We start from the raw sequence: 17,886 nt of genomic DNA, 5'->3' as shown, positions 1-17,886 counted from the left end.
CCCCCCCCCCCCCCCCCCCCGGGGTGCCCGGCCGCACTCTCGCTCATCGCCGTGGCGACCAGCGGTGTCAGGACAGGGCGACCGCCTTCGCGGCGCGCTCACCCGTCTCGACCGCGCCGTTGAGGAACCCGTAGAACTCGTTGCTCGTGTGCTCACCGGCGAAGTGGACCGCGCCCTCCGGGACGGCGCCGTTGCCGAAGATCGAGGTGAACTGCCCCGGACGCAGGCAGGTGTAGGCGCCCTTCGACCAGGGGTTGGCGTGCCAGAAGTCGCGGTACGCCTTGCCGGTGTAGGCCGCACTGACGCCGGGGAAGATCGGCTCGAGCTGGGCGAGGTACTGCGACACCTGGGCCGCAGGTGCTGGGCCGAACGCCTCGCCCTTCCAGCCGGCCGTCACCTGGGTGCCGCCCGGGAAGAAGTTGTAGACGCCACCGGGCTGCAGCGCTCCGGACGTGTCGTCCCAACCGCACTGGAAACCTGCGGGGTTCGTGTACGCCGCTCCGCCGTACCCCTGCGTGATCCAGGGCCGCTCGCGCACCTCGACGTGGAGCTTCGCGTTGGCGCCGAGTCCCTGCTCTGCGATGGTGCGCCGCTTGATCGCCGAGAAGCCGGACTGGGTCAGGTCGCAGTCGCGCAAGGTGGTGAACGGCAGCGCGAGGATGACGCGGTCGGCCCGGACGTCGACGAAGCGCGCCCCGGTCTGGAAGGTCAGGGTGACCGGTCCCCCCTCCGGCTGCCGCACCGCCGTGAGCTTGTGGCCGTAGCGGACCGTGCCCGCCGGCAGCGCCGCCATGAGGCGGTCGACGATCTGGTTGTTGCCGCCACGGACGTGGTACTTCTCGTCACCGCCGCTGATGGGGCTGAGCGAGTTCTGTCCGTTCCAGCCGAGCAGGTAGATGAGGCCCAGAGCGGACTGCTCACTGGTGTCGAGGCCGTTCTCGGCGATGGCGTTGCTCTGCAGGAGCTTGCCGAACCGGCTGTTGACCCCGCCCGAGATGTTCGCGTTGATCCACTCGTCGACGGTCATGTTGTCGAGCGTCACGCCGGCAGCCGTGTGGGTGTCGTACGTCTGGGGGTAGGGCGCGGAGGCGAGGGCGGACTTGAAGGCGCTGTAGGCCTCCCTCCAGTCGGCGTTCGCGGCGGCGTAGGGGTAGTCGGCCCCGTCGATCCAGTACTTGTCGGACTTGCCGAGGTAGTTGCCGCCGCCGACGACGTCGAGGGTGAGACCGAGCGTGTTGCAGAGGCTGCGCAGGGCCGCGTGGTCGGTGTTGATGAAGGCCCCGCCGTGCTCGACGCTGACGCCGTCGCTGAAGAAGTCGTGCAGGGTGTGGCAGCGACCGCCGGCGCGAGTGTTCCCCTCGTAGACCGTCGCCGCGATGCCCTTGACGGTCCAGAGCCAGTGGGCGGCGCACAGGCCCGCGAGACCGGCTCCGACGATGGCGACACTGGGCTTGGAGGCGGGCGCGGCCGGCGCGGGACGGGGGGTGCCGGCGACTGCTGCTCCGGCGAGGCCGATGGCGCCGGCGGCTCGCAGCACCGTTCGGCGGGTCGGCAGCTGGCTGGGGGTGGATGCCTCTTCGAGGACTTCCTCGACCGGGCGACCGGTGCGCTCGGAGACACCGTGGGCGGCAAGGATCCGTTGCAGCTGGACGGTCAGGGGGAGGGAACCACGTCGTGGAGCCAAGGCGGAACTCCTATCACTTAACAGATGGTTAAGCGCAGTTAAACAGTGCCGGCAATGACGGTCAATGGTTGTGCGAATATGGGGCCGTGGAGGGGGCCAGGGAGCGGAAGACCAGCACGCAGGCGGCAGAGGAGGGCGTCGGGCCACAGGTCGCCCGGTGGCGGCGGGCGCGGCGGCTGAGCCAGCGCGCTCTCGGTCTGCAGGCAGGGGTCACCGCGAGCTTCCTGAGCCAGCTCGAGAACGGTCGTACGAACGCCAGTCTTGCGACCCTGCGGCGCATCGCGACGTCGCTGGACGTGTCGATGGCCGACCTCGTCGAGCCCGGGCACGTCCCGGCCGGCCGCGTCCTGCGGCGGGAGGACCGCCCGAGGCTGACCGCTGCACACGGGGTGACGAAATGGCTCGCGGTGCGGCCCCCCTTCGGCCACGTCGAGCTGTATGTCGTGGAGTTCGCGGCCGGTGCGTCCACCGGTCCGGACCCGTACCGTCACGACGAGTCGGACGAAGTCCTCCTCTGCACCGCGGGCACCGTCACGGTCGAGCTTCCCGACGAGACCCACACGCTGGAGGCCGGGGACACCATCGTCTTCCCGAGCAGCGTGCCCCATCGGCTGCGAAACTCGGGGACCGTGCCCGCCGAGGTCGCCTGGGTCCTCAGTCCGCCCACGCCCGGCAGTACCCAGCCGACGGTGGACGACGTCGACCAGCCCGCGGGAGCGGGCTGAGCGGCATACCCCCTTGTCTGTATGCCGCTCAGCGTGGCGTCGCCCGGACGTTTCGAGACGCGGGCCCGGTATTCGACTCCTGTGTTAGTTGTCGAGCGTGTAGATCGCCACGAAGTCGACTCCGCGCGAGCTGGTCCGCGGTCCCTCCCGGACCAGCTCCACCGACCCAGCCATCCGGGCCGGCTCCGGCACCGTGGTCCAACCGCCTTCGAGCACCCCGGTGTCGAGGCTCAGACCGGTGAGCCGGACCCCGATCGGCACCAGGGAGTCGGTCACGGAGCCGGCGCCAACCGCTCCGAACGTGACGAGGAACGGCTCTCCGGCCGGTGTCTGCGCTGCGGCAAGCTTCTCGTCGGACGGCCCACTGACCAGTCTGGCCAGTCCGTACCGATGGCCCTCGTGCTCGATCTGCTCGGGCAGCGCCACAAGGGCCTCACCGGTCGTCGGGTCCATGATGAGCTGTTCCGGTCCCCGGTAGTAGACGGCGGCGGTAATGCGGACCGACTTGTCAGTGACGGGCTTCCCGGTCTTGCCATTGATGGTGCGGAACGTCAGTCGGGCTGGGTGGCCCACTTGCAGTAGGTCCCAGCCGGCCCCCGTCTTACCCGGCGTCAGGCCCGTGGCGTTGAGCACTGGTAGTGGAGAGCCTGGTACGCAAGCGCCTTGGAGGTCCATCTGGGAGGATCCGTCGAGGCTGACCTGCAGATCCACCGCGGGCACACCGTCGGCCCCTGCCTCCACCGCCCAGCACTGGGCGGCGATAGTGACCCGGGTTGTCGTTGGCGTCCACTCGAGCTCCAGAGAGGGCTGCCCCGGCGTCCCGATCGCTCCCGCCGCCAGTCTCGCGCCCGCCACGCCGGCCCGGAAGCGCAGGCCGTCCTTGACGAGGTCACCGGGAGCGAGTGGCACTGCGCGGGTGGGCATGCCGTCGGTGCCGGTGATCGTCGGTGTCGGTTGTGGCATCGCATGGCCGCTCGTGGCCGGCGTGGGCGTGCGAGCTCCGCCGTTGAGCTGGGTCGTCACCCCGGCTCCGAGGGCCAGCAGCGCCACACAGGCCGCGCCCACCCCTGCAGCCCTGGCCCGCTTGCGCGCCCGCACCTTTGAGGCAACGCCGGCGGCAAGCCGGTCGTCGGCGCTCACGTCGCGGACCAGGCTGTCCAGGTCCTGCTTCAGGTCGGTCATGTTCATGACTGCGCCTCCATCAGCGCCGGGTCCACTCGCAGCTTCGCCAGGGCGCGACTCGCCTGGCTCTTGACCGTGCCGACGGAGCAGCCCATGGCGTCGGCCGTCTCCTGCTCGGACAGGTCCTCGTAGTACCGCAGCACGACGATCGCGCGCTGCCGCTTCGGCAGCCGCCCCAGCGCAGCCCACAGGTCCCTGCGGTCATCCACGCGGGCGCTCTCGTGACCAGCCCGGCCACCGCCCGGCTCGGGCAGCTCCTCACTGGGCTGCTCGCCGTTCCACTTCCGACGCCACCCGCTCGCGTAGGTGTTGACGAGGACCCGGCGCGTGTACGCCTCGGGCGTCACCTCGATCCGCCGCCACGCGAACCACGTCTTCGCCAGTGCCGTCTGCACCAGATCCTCTGCCAGCCCGACGTCGCGGGTCAGCAGGACCGCGGTCCGCAGCAGCGCCGTCGACCGCGCGGCGACGAATGCGTCGAACTCCTCGTGCTGTGCCACGCCGGCTCCCCTCAGCGCTTCGGGCAGCAGCACCGCGGCCCCGGTCGATGTCGTCACATCCAACCCGACCACCGAGCCCCGCGGAAAGGTTGCATCGGGCCGGCTAGGTGGGCGGCATACGGCCTCATCGGTATGCCGCTCAGCGTGGCGTTGCTCGTGAGTTTCGGCGCACGCGGGCCGGGCGGTCATACTGATACGCGGCCCGGCGTCCCTCACCGGGTCGATCCACGAGCGGAAAGTGATCCAGTGACACGAAGCAGGCAAGAGGTGCGCGCCGCACAGCTGGCCGCCGCCAAGCGTCGCAATGGCAAAGCGAAGCGTACCGGCTGGCGGCGTTGGCTCGTCCCCACCCTCAAGTGGGGTTCGCTCTCGTTCCTCGCCCTGCTCGTCATCGGTGCCGTCGGCGTCGTGTGGGCCTACAACCAGACGGCGATCCCGCAGCCGAACGACCTCGCGAACGCGCAGACGTCGATCGTCTACTACGCGGACGGCAAGACCGAGATGGCCCGCTTCTCCGTCAGCGAGGGCAACCGCGAGTCCGTGCCGATCACCAAGGTGCCCAAGGACGTCCAGGAGGCGCACCTCGCGGCCGAGGACCGCAGCTTCTACAGCAACAACGGCATCTCGATTCCCGGCATCCTCCGCGCGGTCAAGACGAGTGTCACGGGCGAGGCGCAGGTCGGCGGCTCGACGATCACCCAGCAGTACGTCAAGAACTACTTCCTCACCCAGGACCGGACGATCTCCCGCAAGGCCAAGGAGATCCTCATCTCGGTCAAGATCGACAGCCAGATGTCGAAGGACCAGATCCTGGAGAACTACCTCAACACGATCTACTACGGGCGTGGCGCCTCGGGCATCCAGAGCGCGGCCCGGACCTACTTCGGCAAGGACGTCTCCAAGCTGTCCGTCGGTGAGGGCGCGGTCCTCGCGTCGATCATGAACGCGCCGGAGTACTACGACCCGGCGAACGGCGCCAAGGCCCTGCAGAACCTCCAGAACCGCTACGCGTGGGTCCTCGACGGCATGGTGGACCAGGGCTGGCTCAGCCCGCAGGAGCGGGCGAAGTGGACCAAGCTGCCGAAGATCCTGCCCCGCAAGGCCGCCGCCCAGACCTCCGGCCCGACCGGCTACATCACCTCCGAGGTCCGCAAGGAGCTCAGGGCGATCGGCCTCTCCGACAAGGACATCGACCAGGGCGGCCTACGCGTCACCACCACCATCGAGAAGAAGGCCCAGGACGCCGCGGTCCAGGCGATGAACAACAACCTGCCGGCCAAGGTGCACGGCGGCCTCGTCTCGGTCCGGCCGGGTGACGGCGCCGTCGTCGCCCTGTACGGCGGGGCGGACTACGCCAAGTCCCAGTGGAACTCAGCCACCCAGGCCGAGCTGCAGGGAGGGTCCAACTTCAAGCCGTTCGCGGTCCTCGCCGCGGTCCGCGATGGGATCTCGACGAAGACCCGGTTCGACGGCGACACGCCGCAGGACTTCCCGGGCGTCGGGCACCCCATCAACAACTACGACAACCGGTCCTATGGGCAGGTCGACATGCGCCGGATGGTCGGCCGCTCGATCAACACGGCCTTCGTCGCGCTCAACGAGAAGATCGGCCCGGCCAAGACGAAGCAGGCCGCCATCGACGCCGGCATTCCCGCCGACACCTCCGGCCTCAAGACCGACCTCACGAACGTCCTCGGTACGTCCTCGCCGCACGTGATCGACATGGCCTCGGCCTACTCGACCATTGCGTCCCAGGGCATCCGGAGCCAGCCCTACATCGTCAAGAAGGTCACCGCGACCACCTCGGACTTCAGCTACGAGGCGAAGCCGCAGACGAAGCGTGCCTTCGACAAGGACGTCACGGCCGACGTCACCGACGCGATGACCTACACCGTCAAGCCCGGCGGCACCGCCACCCGGATCGGTCTTCCCGCCTCGCGCGGAGGCCTCGGCGACCGACCCGTTGCCGGCAAGACCGGAACGTCCGAGGAGAACAAGTCCAAGTGGTTCTCGGGCTTCGTTCCCCAACTGGCCACGTCCGTCCTCATCTACAAGCCGAACCCGGCCGACGAGGGCAAGAGCAACCTCAGCCTGAGCGCGTCCGAGGGCGCCGACCAGTACGGCTACTCGGTGCCGGCCAACATCTGGCTCGACTACATGCGTCCGACCCTCGAGGGCGTCGAGGTCCTGCCGTTCCCGGCTCGGGTCGGTGTCGGTGACAGCCGCGTGGCGCCGACCACGACCGAGGCCCCGACCACCACGGAGGCGCCGACGACCACGGAGGCGCCCACGACGACGGAGGCGCCGACCACGACCGAGGCCCCGCCGACGACCACCGCGCCGCCGACCACGACGAGCGAGGCGCCCCCGCAGCCGTCCGTGACGGAGCCACCATCGTCGACCAGGCCACGAGTCACGCTCTTCCCGCCAGGCCCAGGCGGGGGGCCGCAGCCGTCCACCACCACTACCAAGTAGGCGTCCTTGGCGTCCGATCCCGTCGCGCGCGCGGCCTCCGAGGGCATCGGCGGCCCGATGGGCGCGTATGCCGCTCGCCCGCGTCGTCGCTGGCAGGGGACCGCCGCGATCCTCACGGCGCTCGCGGCGCTGCCGCTCGGCTTCGGGATCCTCTTCCGGGCACCATGCCTGCGCACGGGCTGGAACGGGACCGGGCAGTTCTGGCACGCCTGTTACGCGGACCTGCCGAACGCCTACCGCGACTCGGGGCTGGGACGGGGGATAACGGCATACCTGCAGGGCGGTGCCGGCGCGCCTGTGACGGGGCAGCCGCCCCTGACGGGCTTCTTCCTCATGCTCGTCGGCAGCCTCGTGCCTGGCGGCAGCCAGAGCTCGCAGGTCGCGTGGTACTTCGGCCTGTGGGCCGTCATCACGACCGTTCTCGTCATCGCGATGATCTGGCTGGTGGCCGGATCCGTGCGGCGCCCGTGGCTCGCGGCCCACATCGCCCTGTCGCCGGTCGTCGCCCTCGTCGCGTTCGTCTCGGCGGACGCGGTGGGAGTGGCGCTCGCGACCGCCGGGATGTGGGTGTGGGGCAAACGGCACACGACCGCGGCCGGGGTGCTCCTCGGGCTGGCCATGGCGGCGAGGTCCTACCCCGTGCTCATCCTCATCGCGATCGGGTTGCTCGCCCTCCGGTCCGGACGGCTCCGGGCTTACGGGCGGACCGCAGGGTACGCGGTGCTGGTCTTCCTCGCCGTCCTCGCCGCGACGTGGCTGCTCAATCCCGAGGCCGCGGCGTCGTCCTACGCAGACTGGGCGACGGCCGGACCCGGGTACGGCTCACCGTGGCTCCTGCCGCAGTTCGCCGGGCACCCGCTGCCCACCGGCCTGGTCACCGCGCTCGCCGTCGTCGGCTGGGTGCTCGCCGTCCTCCTCGGCGCGGTGCTGGCCCTGTCCTCGGCGCGCCGGCCCACCGTCGCCGAGATCTCGCTCGTCATGGTCGGGCTCGTCCTCGTGACCGGCAAGTCGTTCACCGTGCAGAGCTCGCTCTGGCTCGTGCCACTCGTCGCGCTCGCCGCCGTGCCCTGGCGTGACCACCTCATCTGGGCCACCGGTGAGGCGGTCAACTTCGTCGCCGTCTGGCTCGTTATCGCCGCCACCACGGTCCCGGACCGTGGCCTTCCCAGCTCGTGGTACGCCGGCTTCTCGATGCTCCGGGCCGTCGCGGTCTTGTGGCTCGTCGTGTCGGTGTGGCTTCGCGTGCGCGAACGGTTGACGCCACCGGCCGAGCCGAACGCCGAGTGGGACGACCTGGCCGGTCCGATGGCGGGGGCCGACGACGCAGTCCTCGTGCGCTTCGCCTGACCTTCCGCGTCCCGCCGTTCAGCGCCCGGGGGCCGGCTGCCGTCGTCCTTCGATTTCGGAGTATGCCGCCCCGCCCGGTAGTCTTGCCGGGTTCGCCGTGTACCTCCCGCTCCTTGTGGATGAGCCAGACCCTGTGTCGGCCCGATCTGCAAGGGTGGACCCGGGCACGGCGGGACGTGTTGCAACCCTCCTGTCACGGGAAAGACCCGCGACCGCCGAGACCAGAGGAGGTGGGTTAGAAGCATGCGTCAGTACGAACTCATGGTCATCCTCGACCCCGAGACCGAGGAGCGCACCGTCGGCACGACGGTGGACAAGTTCCTTCAGGTGGTCAAGAAGGATGGCGGCACCGTCGACAACGTCGACATCTGGGGCCGCCGCCGCCTGGCCTACGACATCAAGAAGAAGTCCGAGGGCATCTACGCCGTCGTCAACTTCACGGCTGAGCCGGCCACGGCCCAGGAGCTTGACCGACAGCTGAACCTCAGCGAGTCGATCATGCGCACCAAGCTGCTGCGCCCCGGCGCCTGATCCACCATCAGCGATCTCCTCAAGCTCACCCACTGACGAAGGACTGATCCCATGGCAGGCGACACCGTCATCACCATCATCGGCAACCTCACCGCCGACCCCGAGCTGCGGTTCACGCCGTCGGGTGCCGCGGTGGCGAACTTCACCGTCGCCTCCACTCCGCGCACGTTCGACCGGAACAGCAACGAGTGGAAGGACGGCGAGACGCTCTTCATGCGCTGCTCGATCTGGCGTGACGCGGCGGAGAACGTCGCCGAGTCGCTCCAGCGCGGCATGCGGGTCATCGCCTCCGGCCGCCTGAAGTCTCGTTCCTACGAGACCAAGGAGGGCGAGAAGCGGACCGTCATCGAGATGGACGTCGACGAGATCGGCCCGTCCCTGCGCAGCGCGACCGCCAAGGTCAACAAGACGCAGCGCGGTGGCGGCGGCGGTTTCAGCGGCGGCCAGCAGGGTGGCGGCTGGAGTGGCCAGCAGGGCGGCGACGACCCGTGGGCCACCGGTGGCCAGAGCCAGGGCCAGGCCGGCGGCGGCTGGAGCCAGTCCGGTGGGAGCCCGCAGCAGGGCGGCTGGGGTCAGCCCGGCGGTCCGAGCTCCGGGCAGCCTGCTGGACAGCCCGGTGGCCAGCAGGCTGGCGGTCAGCAGGGCGGCTGGGGCAGCAACGCCCCGAGCTACGACGAGCCGCCCTTCTAGTTCGGCAGCTCTGTTCGGTCGCTACTCGGCCGGAGATCAAGGCAGCGTTCGCCGCTCGCTCGCTGAGCGGCATAGAGACAAGTAACAACCCATCCCGGGGCACGAACCCCGGGCTCTCAACCAAAGGAGAGCACCACGATGGCCAAGCCCGCCATTCGCAAGCCCAAGAAGAAGGCCAACCCGCTCAAGGCGGCGAAGGTCGAGAACATCGACTACAAGGACACCGCGCTGCTGCGCAAGTTCATCTCCGACCGCGGCAAGATCCGCGCTCGTCGGGTGACCGGCGTGTCCGTCCAGGAGCAGCGCCTCATCGCCACGGCCGTCAAGAACGCCCGTGAGATGGCTCTGCTGCCCTACTCGAGCTCGGCTCGCTGAGTCCGCTCGAGAAGAAGCAAGGAGAAGCTGCGATGAAGTTGATTCTGACCCAGGAGGTCACCGGTCTCGGTGGCGCTGGTGACGTCGTCGAGGTCAAGGACGGCTACGGCCGCAACTACCTGCTGCCGCGCGGTCTCGCGACGCCGTGGACCAAGGGTGGCCAGAAGCAGGTCGACGCCCTGACCAAGGGTCGCGAGACCCGCGCGATCCGTGACCTCGACACGGCCAAGGACATCAAGGGCCGCCTCGAGGCGCAGTCCGTCCAGGTCCCGGCCAAGGCCGGCGACTCGGGCCGCCTCTTCGGCGCCGTCTCGAGCGGTGACATCGCCGAGGCCGTCAAGGCCGCTGGTGGTCCGGCGCTCGACAAGCGCAAGATCGAGGTCAAGCACGCGATCAAGACGGTCGGCTCCTACCAGGCGACGGTCCGCCTGCACCCGGAGGTTGCCGCCACGGTCAAGTTCGAGGTCGTGCCCGCCTGAGCGACGGCGCGAGACACTCGAGCGAAGGGCTCGGTTCCACGGGGAACCGGGCCCTTCGCCGTTTCGGAAGGCCGGTCAGGCACCGGCAGGGAACTGGGAGGGCTGGTTCAGGGTTCTTTAAGCTTCGCCCCTCATAGTCATACATGTGAGTTGCTCCTGAACGGCTCGGTGACCAACCTCCCCCTGTCGGGTCATCGAGTCCAAGGGCACCCGCTCCTGCTGGCCGAGTTCGGCGACGTGGTCAGCAGGAGCGGGTTCTTCTTTTGTGCGGGCAACACCTGCCCCTCCCTCTCAGGGTGGGCTCCCTGTTCCGCGCCCTGATCCCCTGCACCTCTGAGCGGGGCAGCGGGCCCCTTGCCCCTCTGAGCGGGTCAGCGGGCCCCTTGCCCCTCTGAGCGGGGCAGCGGGCCCCTTGCCCCTCTGAGCGGGGCAGCGGGATAGCGACCGCGTGACTGCACGTGGAGGCGGCCCAGCCCCTCAGGAGAACTCGTCCTGTAGACCCTCGTCGTCGAGCAGGTGGTCGACCTCGGGGCTCGTCGGCATCGCGGTCGAGGCCTCGAGCCGGGACGCGACGATGGATCGGGCGATCCCGGCGAAGGTGAGTACGCGGCGCAGGTCCCAGCCGCTCAGCAGGCCATGCACGAGCGCACCGCCGAACGCGTCGCTCGAGCCGAGCCCGTTGACGACCTCGGTCGGGAACCCTGGCAGCTCGAGCAGCCCTTCCGCTGAGCTCGCGAGCACGCCCTGCTCCCCCTTCTTGACGACGACAAGCTCCAGCCCGTGGCCCATCAGGGCCTCGGCGGCGTCGGTCGGGTCGGTATGGCCGGTGACGAGCGTGCACTCCTCGACCGTCCCCACGACGGCGGTCACCTTGGGCAGCGCCTGCCCGAGCTGCTCCGCAGCAGCCTCGGGGGAGGGCCAGAAGGACGGGCGGTAGTCGAGGTCGAGGATTGTCCAGGGACGCCGACCTCGGGCGTCCCAGGCCGCATGGTGGGCCGACCGGCTCGGCTCCTGGCTGAGGCCCGTCCCCGTCGCCCAGAACGCCCGCGCGTCGCGGACCACGTCGAGCGGGACCGACTCCGGCTCGATCATGAGGTCCGGTGCCGTCGGATACCGGTAGAAGACCAGCGGGAAGTGGTCCGGCCGGTAGATCTCGGAGAAGGTCAGCGGCGTCGGGGTCGGGTCGTCGACAGGCGTGACGTACTCCGTGTCGACGTCGAGCCGGAGCAGCTCCGAGCGGACGAACCGCCCGAACGCGTCATGGCCGACCCGGCTGATGAGGGCCACCCGCAGGCCGTGTCGGGCCGCGGCGACAGAGACGTTCGCCGCGCTGCCGCCCAGGAAACGCTCGAAGGTCGTCACCACCTCGAGCGGCACATCGTGCTGGTGCGGATACAGGTCCACCCCGACTCGCCCCATCGTGACCAGGTCGTATGTCGTCACGCCGGCTCCTCTCGGTGCGCCTCCCTCCCATCCCACCACGGTTCGGGATGATCGGGCACGCGGTCCGGTCCTCATACCCGGATCGCCGCTCCGGGCCTCCCTCGCTGGCGCTCGGTCGGGTCCTCACGGCTTGGCTCAGGCGCCCAACCGCATCCAGCCGTCCTGCCGGGCCCGCCAGCCGAGGACGACGGCCCGGATCGCCATCAGGGCGGTGAAGGCGACCCACAGGACGACGACGTCGTGGACCGCCGAACCGGTCGACCCCGCGGCACGGACCCAGAGCACGATCGGCAGGTAGGCGACGAGCGCCACGACGTAGCCCCACGCGAGCCACTTCCCGTCCCCGGCCCCGATGAGCACGCCGTCGAGCACGAAGACGTACCCGGACACCGCCTGACCGAGCCCGACGACGACCAGCGCCGCCCCCAACGCCGTCTGCACCGCAGTCTGCGAGGTGAAGAGCGCCGGTATGACGCCATGCGCAGCGGCGAGGAGTAGGCCAAGTCCCAGCCCACCCCAGACGCCCCAGCGCACCATCGTGCCCATCGCATCCCGGACGGCCGCCCGGTCACCGGCCCCGAGGGCGCGACCGGTGATGGCCTGGGCCGCGATGGCGAGGGCGTCGAGCCCGAAGGCGAGGAACGACCAGATCGTCATCGCGACCTGGTGCGCCGCCAGGGTCACATCGCCCATCGAGGCGGCCACCCACGTCGTCAGCAGCAGCGTGGTGCGCAGTGCGAGGGTCCGCACGAGAAGCGGTACGCCGGTGCGCGCCGCAGCGAGGACCCGGCCCGGGTGCGGCCGCAGCCGGGAGCCGAGCGCCCGGGCCTTCCGGACGAGGACGACCATCAGGGCCGCCGCCATCGCGGTCTGGGCGATGACGGTGCCCCACGCGGACCCGGCGATCCCCCAGCCGAGGCCATAGACGAGGCCGAGGTTGAGGGCGATGTTGGCGCCGAAGCCGAACACGGACACGACGAGCGGCGTGGTCGTGTCCTGCAGGCCCCGCAGCACCCCGGTCACGGCGAGGACGACCAGCATCCCCGGCAGCCCGGGAGCAGACACCCGGAGGTACGTCGTCGCCTGGGCAAGCACATCAGGAGCCGCCCCGAAGAGGGCACAGATCGGCTCCGCCCAGACCGCGACGGCGCCCGCCGTCACGGCCCCGAGGCCGATCGCGAGCCAGAACCCGTCGATGCCGGCCGACACGGCCGACCGCGTGTCCCCGGCCCCGACATGGCGCGCCACGACGCTCGTCGTCCCGTAGGCGAGGAAGACGAAGATCCCGGAGGCGGTGAGCAGTGCGGCGCTCGCCACGCCCAGCCCGGCGAGCTGCGCCGTCCCGAGGTGGCCGATGATGGCGCTGTCGGCGAGGAGGAAGAGCGGTTCGGCGATGAGCGCGAGGAACGCCGGCACCGCCAGCCGCAGGATCTCGCGCCGGTGGTCCGTCCTCACGCGGGCGTCCCCACGTGCTTGAGCGCCTCCCGACGCGACAGCTGCGAGAGGTCGGGATGGCGGTCCACGAACCGCTGCACCCAGCCCGGCGCGACCCGGGCGTGGTCTCGCAGCGCCCAGCCGATCGCCTTGCGGATGAAGAACTCCTGGTCCGTCACGTTCGGCGCGATGATGTCGGCGAGCAAGTCCTCGTCGAGCCGGTCCTGCGCTCCGACCTGGCTGAGGATGGCGGCTCGCCGGACCCACAGCGAGTCGCTGCTGGCCCAATGCCGCATCCGGTCGGCCTCCACGTGGGGCGCGGCGAGCAGCGTGTCGCGGACCAGGTGCGTTGCGATGTCGTCCACGACGTCCCACCACGCGCCCTCGCGAACCAGCTTCTCCCACAACGCCATTGCCTCGTCACCGAGCCACCCGTGATAGCGACGGTGTCGCGCGAGCGAGAGAGCGGCATACCACTCCTCTCGGTGGGTTGCCCGCGACCAGAGCGCCTCGATCGTCGCCAGCCACTCCTCGCGTGACCCCATCACGAACGTCCTCAGCACGGGTGAGAGGGCCCGCTTGAGCTCCGGGCTGGTGAGGCCGCGATACGGCATGGCCGACTTCATGTACCGCTGCTGCGCGGCCGCCCGCGCCGGGTCCGCGCGCTCCTCGAGCGCCGCCCGGACGGCCGCGACGAGGTCGGTGTTCGCGGCGGTCACGTGGCTCAACGTACTGCGCGTCCGCGGTAGACGTAGGACCAGGGGCGGCTCACGCTCGCCAGCGGGAGGTATGCCGCTGACGTGGCCTCCAGGGTGAAGCCCGCCTCGCGCAGCAGGATGGGGATGTCGCGGGTCAGGTGGCAGCCGCCGACGAACCGCTTCTGGAACGGCTCGATGCGGCGCTGCCAGCGGACCGTCCCGGCATCCGGGGCGACGCCGTGCTCGAGGTAGTGCAGAGCCCCGCTCGGCTTGAGGACGCGGCGCAGCTCGGCGAGGGCGCGGGGCAGGTCGGGGATGGTGCAGAGCGTCAGGGTCGACAGGGCCGAGTCCATGGAGCCGTCGGCGAGGTCGAGGTGCTCCCCGGTGAGGCCGGCCCGGACGACGGGGATGCCTGCCCGCGACCGCGCCCCGTCGGAGAGGCGCCAGGCGGTGTCGGACGGCTCGACCGCCCAGACGCCGGTCACCTCCGGAGGCAGGAAGGACAGGTTCGAACCCGAGCCGAAGCCGACCTCGACAAGCCGCCCCGTCAGCCCGGCGCAGACCTGGCGACGCTCGCGGTCGACGACCCGGTTCTCTGTGGTGCGGGCCATGACCCGTGGCAGGACGGTCTCGCTCCACCAGCCCATGACCCGCCTCCTGCCTCCCGGGTGCTCAGTCGTCCCAGCCCTCGAAGGGCCGGTTCGGCTCGGTCCGCGTCGCGAGGAACCCGCTGATCCACTTGTGGAACGCCGGGCCGTCTGCGTGCTCGACCACCGTAGCGTTCGGCTCCAGACCGTGGACGCCCCACGACATGGCCGAGTAGCCCCGGGTCAGCTCGGAGTCCGTCTCGACGGCGACGTGGTACGGCGCGGACGTGACGGCGAGCTCGGGGTGGAGCAGCACGCCGACGGACAGGGAGTCGGGGTGCGTCGTGCCGGGGATCCCGACGCTCTCGTCGAAGGCGAGGGTCGGTCCACAGACCGTGAGGAAGAAGCGCGACAGGGGCGTGCCGAGCTGCTCGATCCCGGCCAGCTGCTCCCGGCTGAACACCGCGTCCTGCAGGGTCAGCGGTGCCCACGGGACGACGACGATGTCGGCGAAGCCTGCCTCGAAGACGACCTTGGCCGCGTGCGGGTCGACGTAGAAGTTGAACTCGGCGGCGGCGGTGATGTTGCCGCGACCGTTGTTCGAGCCGCCCATGATGACGAGCCGCTTGACGTTGCCGACGAAGGCCGGGTCCTTGACCGCGGCCATGGCGATGTTCGTCAGCGGCCCGATCGCGACGATGGACAGCTCGCCGGGCGCCTCGGCGGTCAGCCGGATGAGGGCGTCGACGGCATGCTCGTCCTGCGTCCCGGTCCCCGTGAAGTCCATGTCGAGCCCACCCGAGCCGTCGCCGTGGACGTTCTCGGCGGAGACCCACGGGACGACCATCGGCTGGCGGCAGCCGAGGTGGATCGGCACCGTGCCCAGCCGGCCACAGGCGTTGAGGGTCATGTGGGCGTTGCGGACCTGCTTGTCGAAGCCGACGTTGCCGGCGACCATCGTGATCGCGCGCAGGTCGGCCTCGGGGTCGAGCAGCCCGGCGATGAGTGCGACGCAGTCGTCCTGGGCGGTGTCGGTGTCGAGGATGAAGGGGACGGTCATGAGGGGCTCCGGGTGACGAGGAGTGCGATGGGACAAGGGGGCGTGGGGTGGCGCGGTCAGGGTGCGACCAGCTGGTGCCACCCGGGGGTCGGGGTCAGCGACGGGACAGCATGCTGGTGACGCGAAGCCGGTCGGACCGGATCCACACGTCGGAGTACTCGATCGGCTCGCCACCGGCCAGGTAGGTGACCTGCTCGACGTACTGCAGCGGCGAGCCGACGGGCACGTCGAGGTGACCGGCCTGCACCTCGTCGGCAGCGGTCGCCGTGAAGGTGCGCCGACCGGAGGTGATGTGCAGCCCGAAGCGGCCGGCGAGGGTGCCGAAGAGCGTCTCGGACTCGAAGTCGACCCGCTCGATGCCGCGGGCGAGGTCGGTCCGGACGTAGTTCGCGAGGAACGCGACCGGCCCCTCCTCGGTGCTGCGCAGCCGGATGAGCTCGAAGATCTTGGCCCGCGCGGGCAGCTCGAGCAGCGCGACGACCGCCGGCGGCGGCACGGTGACGCGGGCACGGAGCACCCGCGTGGTGAGGGCCACGCCCTGGCTCGCGAAGTCCTCGGCCAGGCTCGTCAGCTTCTGGGCGATGGCCGGCTCGACGATCGTGGAGGTGACGAAGGTGCCCTTGCCGCGGATCTGGACGAGGGCACCCTCCTCGATGAGCGTCGACAGGGCGCGCCGCAGGGTGCCGCGGCTGACCCCGAGCTCGACGGCGAGCTCGGGCTCGGGCTTGAGCCGGAAGTGGGCCGGCCAGGCGCCGCTCGCGATCTGGGAGCGGATCCACCCGGAGACGCGGGAGTGGAGCGTGGCAGGACCGTCCGTGCCCAGCTCGCTCAGCGGCATACGGCCATTCGTCATTGCGGTCAGTAGCTCTCGGTCGACTCGTTCGTGCTGTCGGTGACGACCTGGACGCCGGCACTCGTGCCGACCTTAGCGGCGCCCGCTGAGAGCAGGGCGACGATCTGGTCGCGGCTCTTGATGCCGCCGGACGCCTTGACGAGGACGCCCTCCGGCGCGCGCTCGACGAGGTAGCGGATGCTCTCGGGGTTCGCCACCTCGATCTGTCCGGACGAGGCGTTCTTGAGGTAGGTCGCGCCGGCCTCGCAGGCGAGCTCGATGGCGGCGGTCTTCTCGTCCTCGCTGAGGAGGGGCAGCTCGAGCATGACCTTGATCGGCACCCCGGCCGCGCGGACGACGCCGGCGATGTCCTCGCGGAACCCGTCGTAGTCGCCGCTCTTGAGCCAGCCGACCTGCACCCCCATGTCGATCTCCTGGGCGCCGAGCCGGACGAGCTCGGCCGCCTCGGCGGCCTTCCCGGCACTCGTCATCACGCCGACGGTCGGGAAGTCGAGTGCGGAGGCGACCTTGATCCCTGTGCCGCGCAGGACGTCGACGGTGAGCGGCACCCACGACCCGGCCACCATCGCGGCGTCGAAGCCGTACTCGATGGCCTCCTTCGCGTGAGCGATCACCTGCTCGCTCGTGGTGCCCACCGCAATGAGGGTGTGCTGGATGTATGGCGCGAGCTCACGGCCGGTGAGCGAGGCGAAGTCGGTCATGGGGGTTCCTTTCCCTAAGGCGTATGGGCTGGGCCGGCCGTCGTGTCAGGGCGCGGCGGGTGCGGGGTCGGGGTCGAGGTCCCGGCGGTGGGGCAGGGCCGGGATGACCTCGGCGATGGAGACGGTGTGGGCGCCGACGCGTGCCGCGAACTTGGCTGCGGCGTCGAGGGACTCACCGCGGGCGAGCTCGACGGCGAGGCCGGCGGTGAAGGCGTCGCCGGCCCCGGTCGTGTCGACGACGGCGCGGGGTGCCACCGCCGGGAGCCGGCGGGTCCCGGTGTCGTCGAGCAGCAGGGCTCCGTCGCTGCCGAGGGTGACGACGACGCTGCCGACGCCCTTGGCGTGCAGCTCGGTGGCGAGGGCCTCGGCCGGCTCGTCACTGTCCGGGGCGTGGCCGAGGAGGATGGCCGCCTCGGACCGGTTCGGCGTCACCACGTCCACGAGTGGCCACACGTGGTCCGGGACCGGTTGGGCGGGAGCGGGGTTGAGGAGCGTCGGGGTGCCGGTCTCGTGGGCGCAGCGGAGGGCGGCGACGGCGGTCACGAGGGGGATCTCGAGGGAGACGACGACGAGGTCGGCCGCGGCCAGGTGGGGCCGGAACGTGTCGACGTGCTCCGCGGTCAGGTGGTCGAGGGCGCCCGGCGCGATGACGATCCGGTTCTCCCCGGAGGGCTCGACGAGGATCATCCCGACCATGGTCGAGGTCTGCGGGATGGTGACGACGGCGGAGGCGTCGATGCCCTCGGCTCGCCACAGCTCGCGCGCGTCGGTCCCCATCGAGTCGTCGCCGACCGCCGTGAGGAAGGCGACCTCGGCGCCGAGCCGTGCCGCCGCGACGGCCTGGTTCGAGCCCTTGCCGCCGTGGCCGCTCGAGAACTCCCCGCCGGGCAGCGTCTCGCCTGCCGTGGGCACCCGGGGCAGGCGCATGGTCATCCCGACGCCGTAGCTACCGACCACCGCGATCCGCATGACGACGCCCTCCTTGGGCTTGGTGTGCTGGAAATGTGTCTATGGACAACTATAGACATGCTTTCCCGGGGCCTGGGCCGGCGGTCCTAGGAACCAGGCCGAGATCCGGGGTCCGAGCACGGAACGGGCTCGGCGGCAGGGTTTGTTCCGGCT

General features: G+C 70.6%; 18 protein-coding genes. 7 read left to right on the top strand and 11 right to left on the bottom strand.

Translation table 11 applies throughout. The features are described from left to right. Nucleotides 1-67: 67 nt before the first annotated feature. Complete coding sequence (locus tag ACTHJJ_RS19380) at nt 68-1,684, bottom strand: flavin monoamine oxidase family protein (RefSeq protein WP_440304587.1); 1,617 nt, start codon at nt 1,682-1,684, stop codon at nt 68-70. Between the two features lie 86 nt (nt 1,685-1,770). Between ACTHJJ_RS19380 and ACTHJJ_RS19375 the strand changes: the two genes are divergently transcribed. Beyond that, nucleotides 1,771-2,409, top strand: coding sequence for a helix-turn-helix domain-containing protein (locus ACTHJJ_RS19375; protein ID WP_440304586.1), 639 nt, complete (start codon nt 1,771-1,773; stop codon nt 2,407-2,409). 84 nt (nt 2,410-2,493) lie between these two features. Here the strand turns inward: ACTHJJ_RS19375 and ACTHJJ_RS19370 are convergent, their stop codons facing one another. Together ACTHJJ_RS19370 and ACTHJJ_RS19365 are read right to left on the bottom strand one after the other, a co-directional pair. Continuing rightward, nucleotides 2,494-3,597, bottom strand: a complete 1,104-nt coding sequence (locus ACTHJJ_RS19370; protein ID WP_440304585.1) for a hypothetical protein — start codon at nt 3,595-3,597, stop codon at nt 2,494-2,496. Then, entirely contained in the window at nt 3,594-4,148 is a 555-nt protein-coding gene (locus ACTHJJ_RS19365) for a SigE family RNA polymerase sigma factor (RefSeq protein WP_440304584.1), read from the bottom strand. Before ACTHJJ_RS19365 ends, ACTHJJ_RS19370 begins: the two co-directional genes overlap by 4 nt. A gap of 189 nt (nt 4,149-4,337) precedes the next feature. Between ACTHJJ_RS19365 and ACTHJJ_RS19360 the strand changes: the two genes are divergently transcribed. From ACTHJJ_RS19360 to rplI, 6 genes are all read left to right on the top strand, one after another. Next, nucleotides 4,338-6,566, top strand: a complete 2,229-nt coding sequence (locus ACTHJJ_RS19360) for a transglycosylase domain-containing protein (RefSeq protein ID WP_440304583.1) — start codon at nt 4,338-4,340, stop codon at nt 6,564-6,566. Nucleotides 6,567-6,572: 6 nt separating this feature from the next. After that, a complete protein-coding gene (locus ACTHJJ_RS19355) occupies nt 6,573-7,913 on the top strand; it encodes a glycosyltransferase family 87 protein (RefSeq protein WP_440304582.1) in 1,341 nt (446 codons plus the stop codon). Between the two features lie 243 nt (nt 7,914-8,156). Next, entirely contained in the window at nt 8,157-8,444 is a 288-nt protein-coding gene (rpsF, locus tag ACTHJJ_RS19350) for a 30S ribosomal protein S6 (RefSeq protein WP_034722194.1), read from the top strand. Nucleotides 8,445-8,495: 51 nt separating this feature from the next. Further along, nucleotides 8,496-9,134, top strand: coding sequence for a single-stranded DNA-binding protein (locus ACTHJJ_RS19345; RefSeq protein ID WP_440304581.1), 639 nt, complete (start codon nt 8,496-8,498; stop codon nt 9,132-9,134). Nucleotides 9,135-9,272: 138 nt separating this feature from the next. Beyond that, nucleotides 9,273-9,509: a 30S ribosomal protein S18 gene (rpsR, locus tag ACTHJJ_RS19340; RefSeq protein ID WP_034722198.1), complete on the top strand. Its 237-nt coding sequence runs from the start codon at nt 9,273-9,275 to the stop codon at nt 9,507-9,509. Nucleotides 9,510-9,541: 32 nt separating this feature from the next. After that, nucleotides 9,542-9,988 carry a 50S ribosomal protein L9 gene (rplI, locus tag ACTHJJ_RS19335; protein WP_440304580.1) on the top strand — a complete coding sequence of 149 codons (447 nt, stop codon included), beginning with the start codon at nt 9,542-9,544 and terminating at the stop codon, nt 9,986-9,988. A 477-nt stretch (nt 9,989-10,465) separates the two neighbouring features. Here rplI and iolC read toward each other — a convergent pair whose 3' ends face one another. The 8 genes from iolC to ACTHJJ_RS19295 all read right to left on the bottom strand — a co-directional run bounded on the left by iolC (nt 10,466) and on the right by ACTHJJ_RS19295 (nt 17,733). Continuing rightward, the gene (gene iolC / locus ACTHJJ_RS19330) at nt 10,466-11,431 is read right to left on the bottom strand and encodes a 5-dehydro-2-deoxygluconokinase (RefSeq protein ID WP_440304579.1); all 966 of its coding nucleotides are present in this window, start codon (nt 11,429-11,431) and stop codon (nt 10,466-10,468) included. A 135-nt stretch (nt 11,432-11,566) separates the two neighbouring features. Next, a complete protein-coding gene (locus ACTHJJ_RS19325; RefSeq protein ID WP_440304578.1) occupies nt 11,567-12,886 on the bottom strand; it encodes an MATE family efflux transporter in 1,320 nt (439 codons plus the stop codon). Further along, a complete protein-coding gene (locus tag ACTHJJ_RS19320) occupies nt 12,883-13,584 on the bottom strand; it encodes a DNA alkylation repair protein (RefSeq protein ID WP_440304577.1) in 702 nt (233 codons plus the stop codon). The genes ACTHJJ_RS19325 and ACTHJJ_RS19320 overlap by 4 nt, the downstream gene beginning before the upstream one ends. A 5-nt stretch (nt 13,585-13,589) precedes the next feature. Then, nucleotides 13,590-14,210, bottom strand: coding sequence for a class I SAM-dependent methyltransferase (locus ACTHJJ_RS19315; protein WP_440304576.1), 621 nt, complete (start codon nt 14,208-14,210; stop codon nt 13,590-13,592). 25 nt (nt 14,211-14,235) lie between these two features. Beyond that, a complete protein-coding gene (locus tag ACTHJJ_RS19310) occupies nt 14,236-15,210 on the bottom strand; it encodes a nucleoside hydrolase (protein ID WP_440304575.1) in 975 nt (324 codons plus the stop codon). A gap of 94 nt (nt 15,211-15,304) precedes the next feature. Beyond that, complete coding sequence (locus ACTHJJ_RS19305) at nt 15,305-16,048, bottom strand: GntR family transcriptional regulator (protein ID WP_440304574.1); 744 nt, start codon at nt 16,046-16,048, stop codon at nt 15,305-15,307. Between the two features lie 20 nt (nt 16,049-16,068). After that, nucleotides 16,069-16,764 (bottom strand): deoxyribose-phosphate aldolase, encoded by a 696-nt coding sequence (gene deoC / locus ACTHJJ_RS19300; protein ID WP_440304573.1) that lies wholly within the window; start codon nt 16,762-16,764, stop codon nt 16,069-16,071. A gap of 45 nt (nt 16,765-16,809) precedes the next feature. Next, nucleotides 16,810-17,733, bottom strand: a complete 924-nt coding sequence (locus ACTHJJ_RS19295; RefSeq protein WP_440304572.1) for a ribokinase — start codon at nt 17,731-17,733, stop codon at nt 16,810-16,812. Nucleotides 17,734-17,886 lie beyond the last annotated feature (153 nt).

The sequence above is a fragment of the Intrasporangium sp. genome, assembly GCF_051961875.1.
Lineage (GTDB): Bacteria > Actinomycetota > Actinomycetes > Actinomycetales > Dermatophilaceae > Intrasporangium_A.
This window is presented reverse-complemented; position numbering and strand designations above follow the sequence as displayed.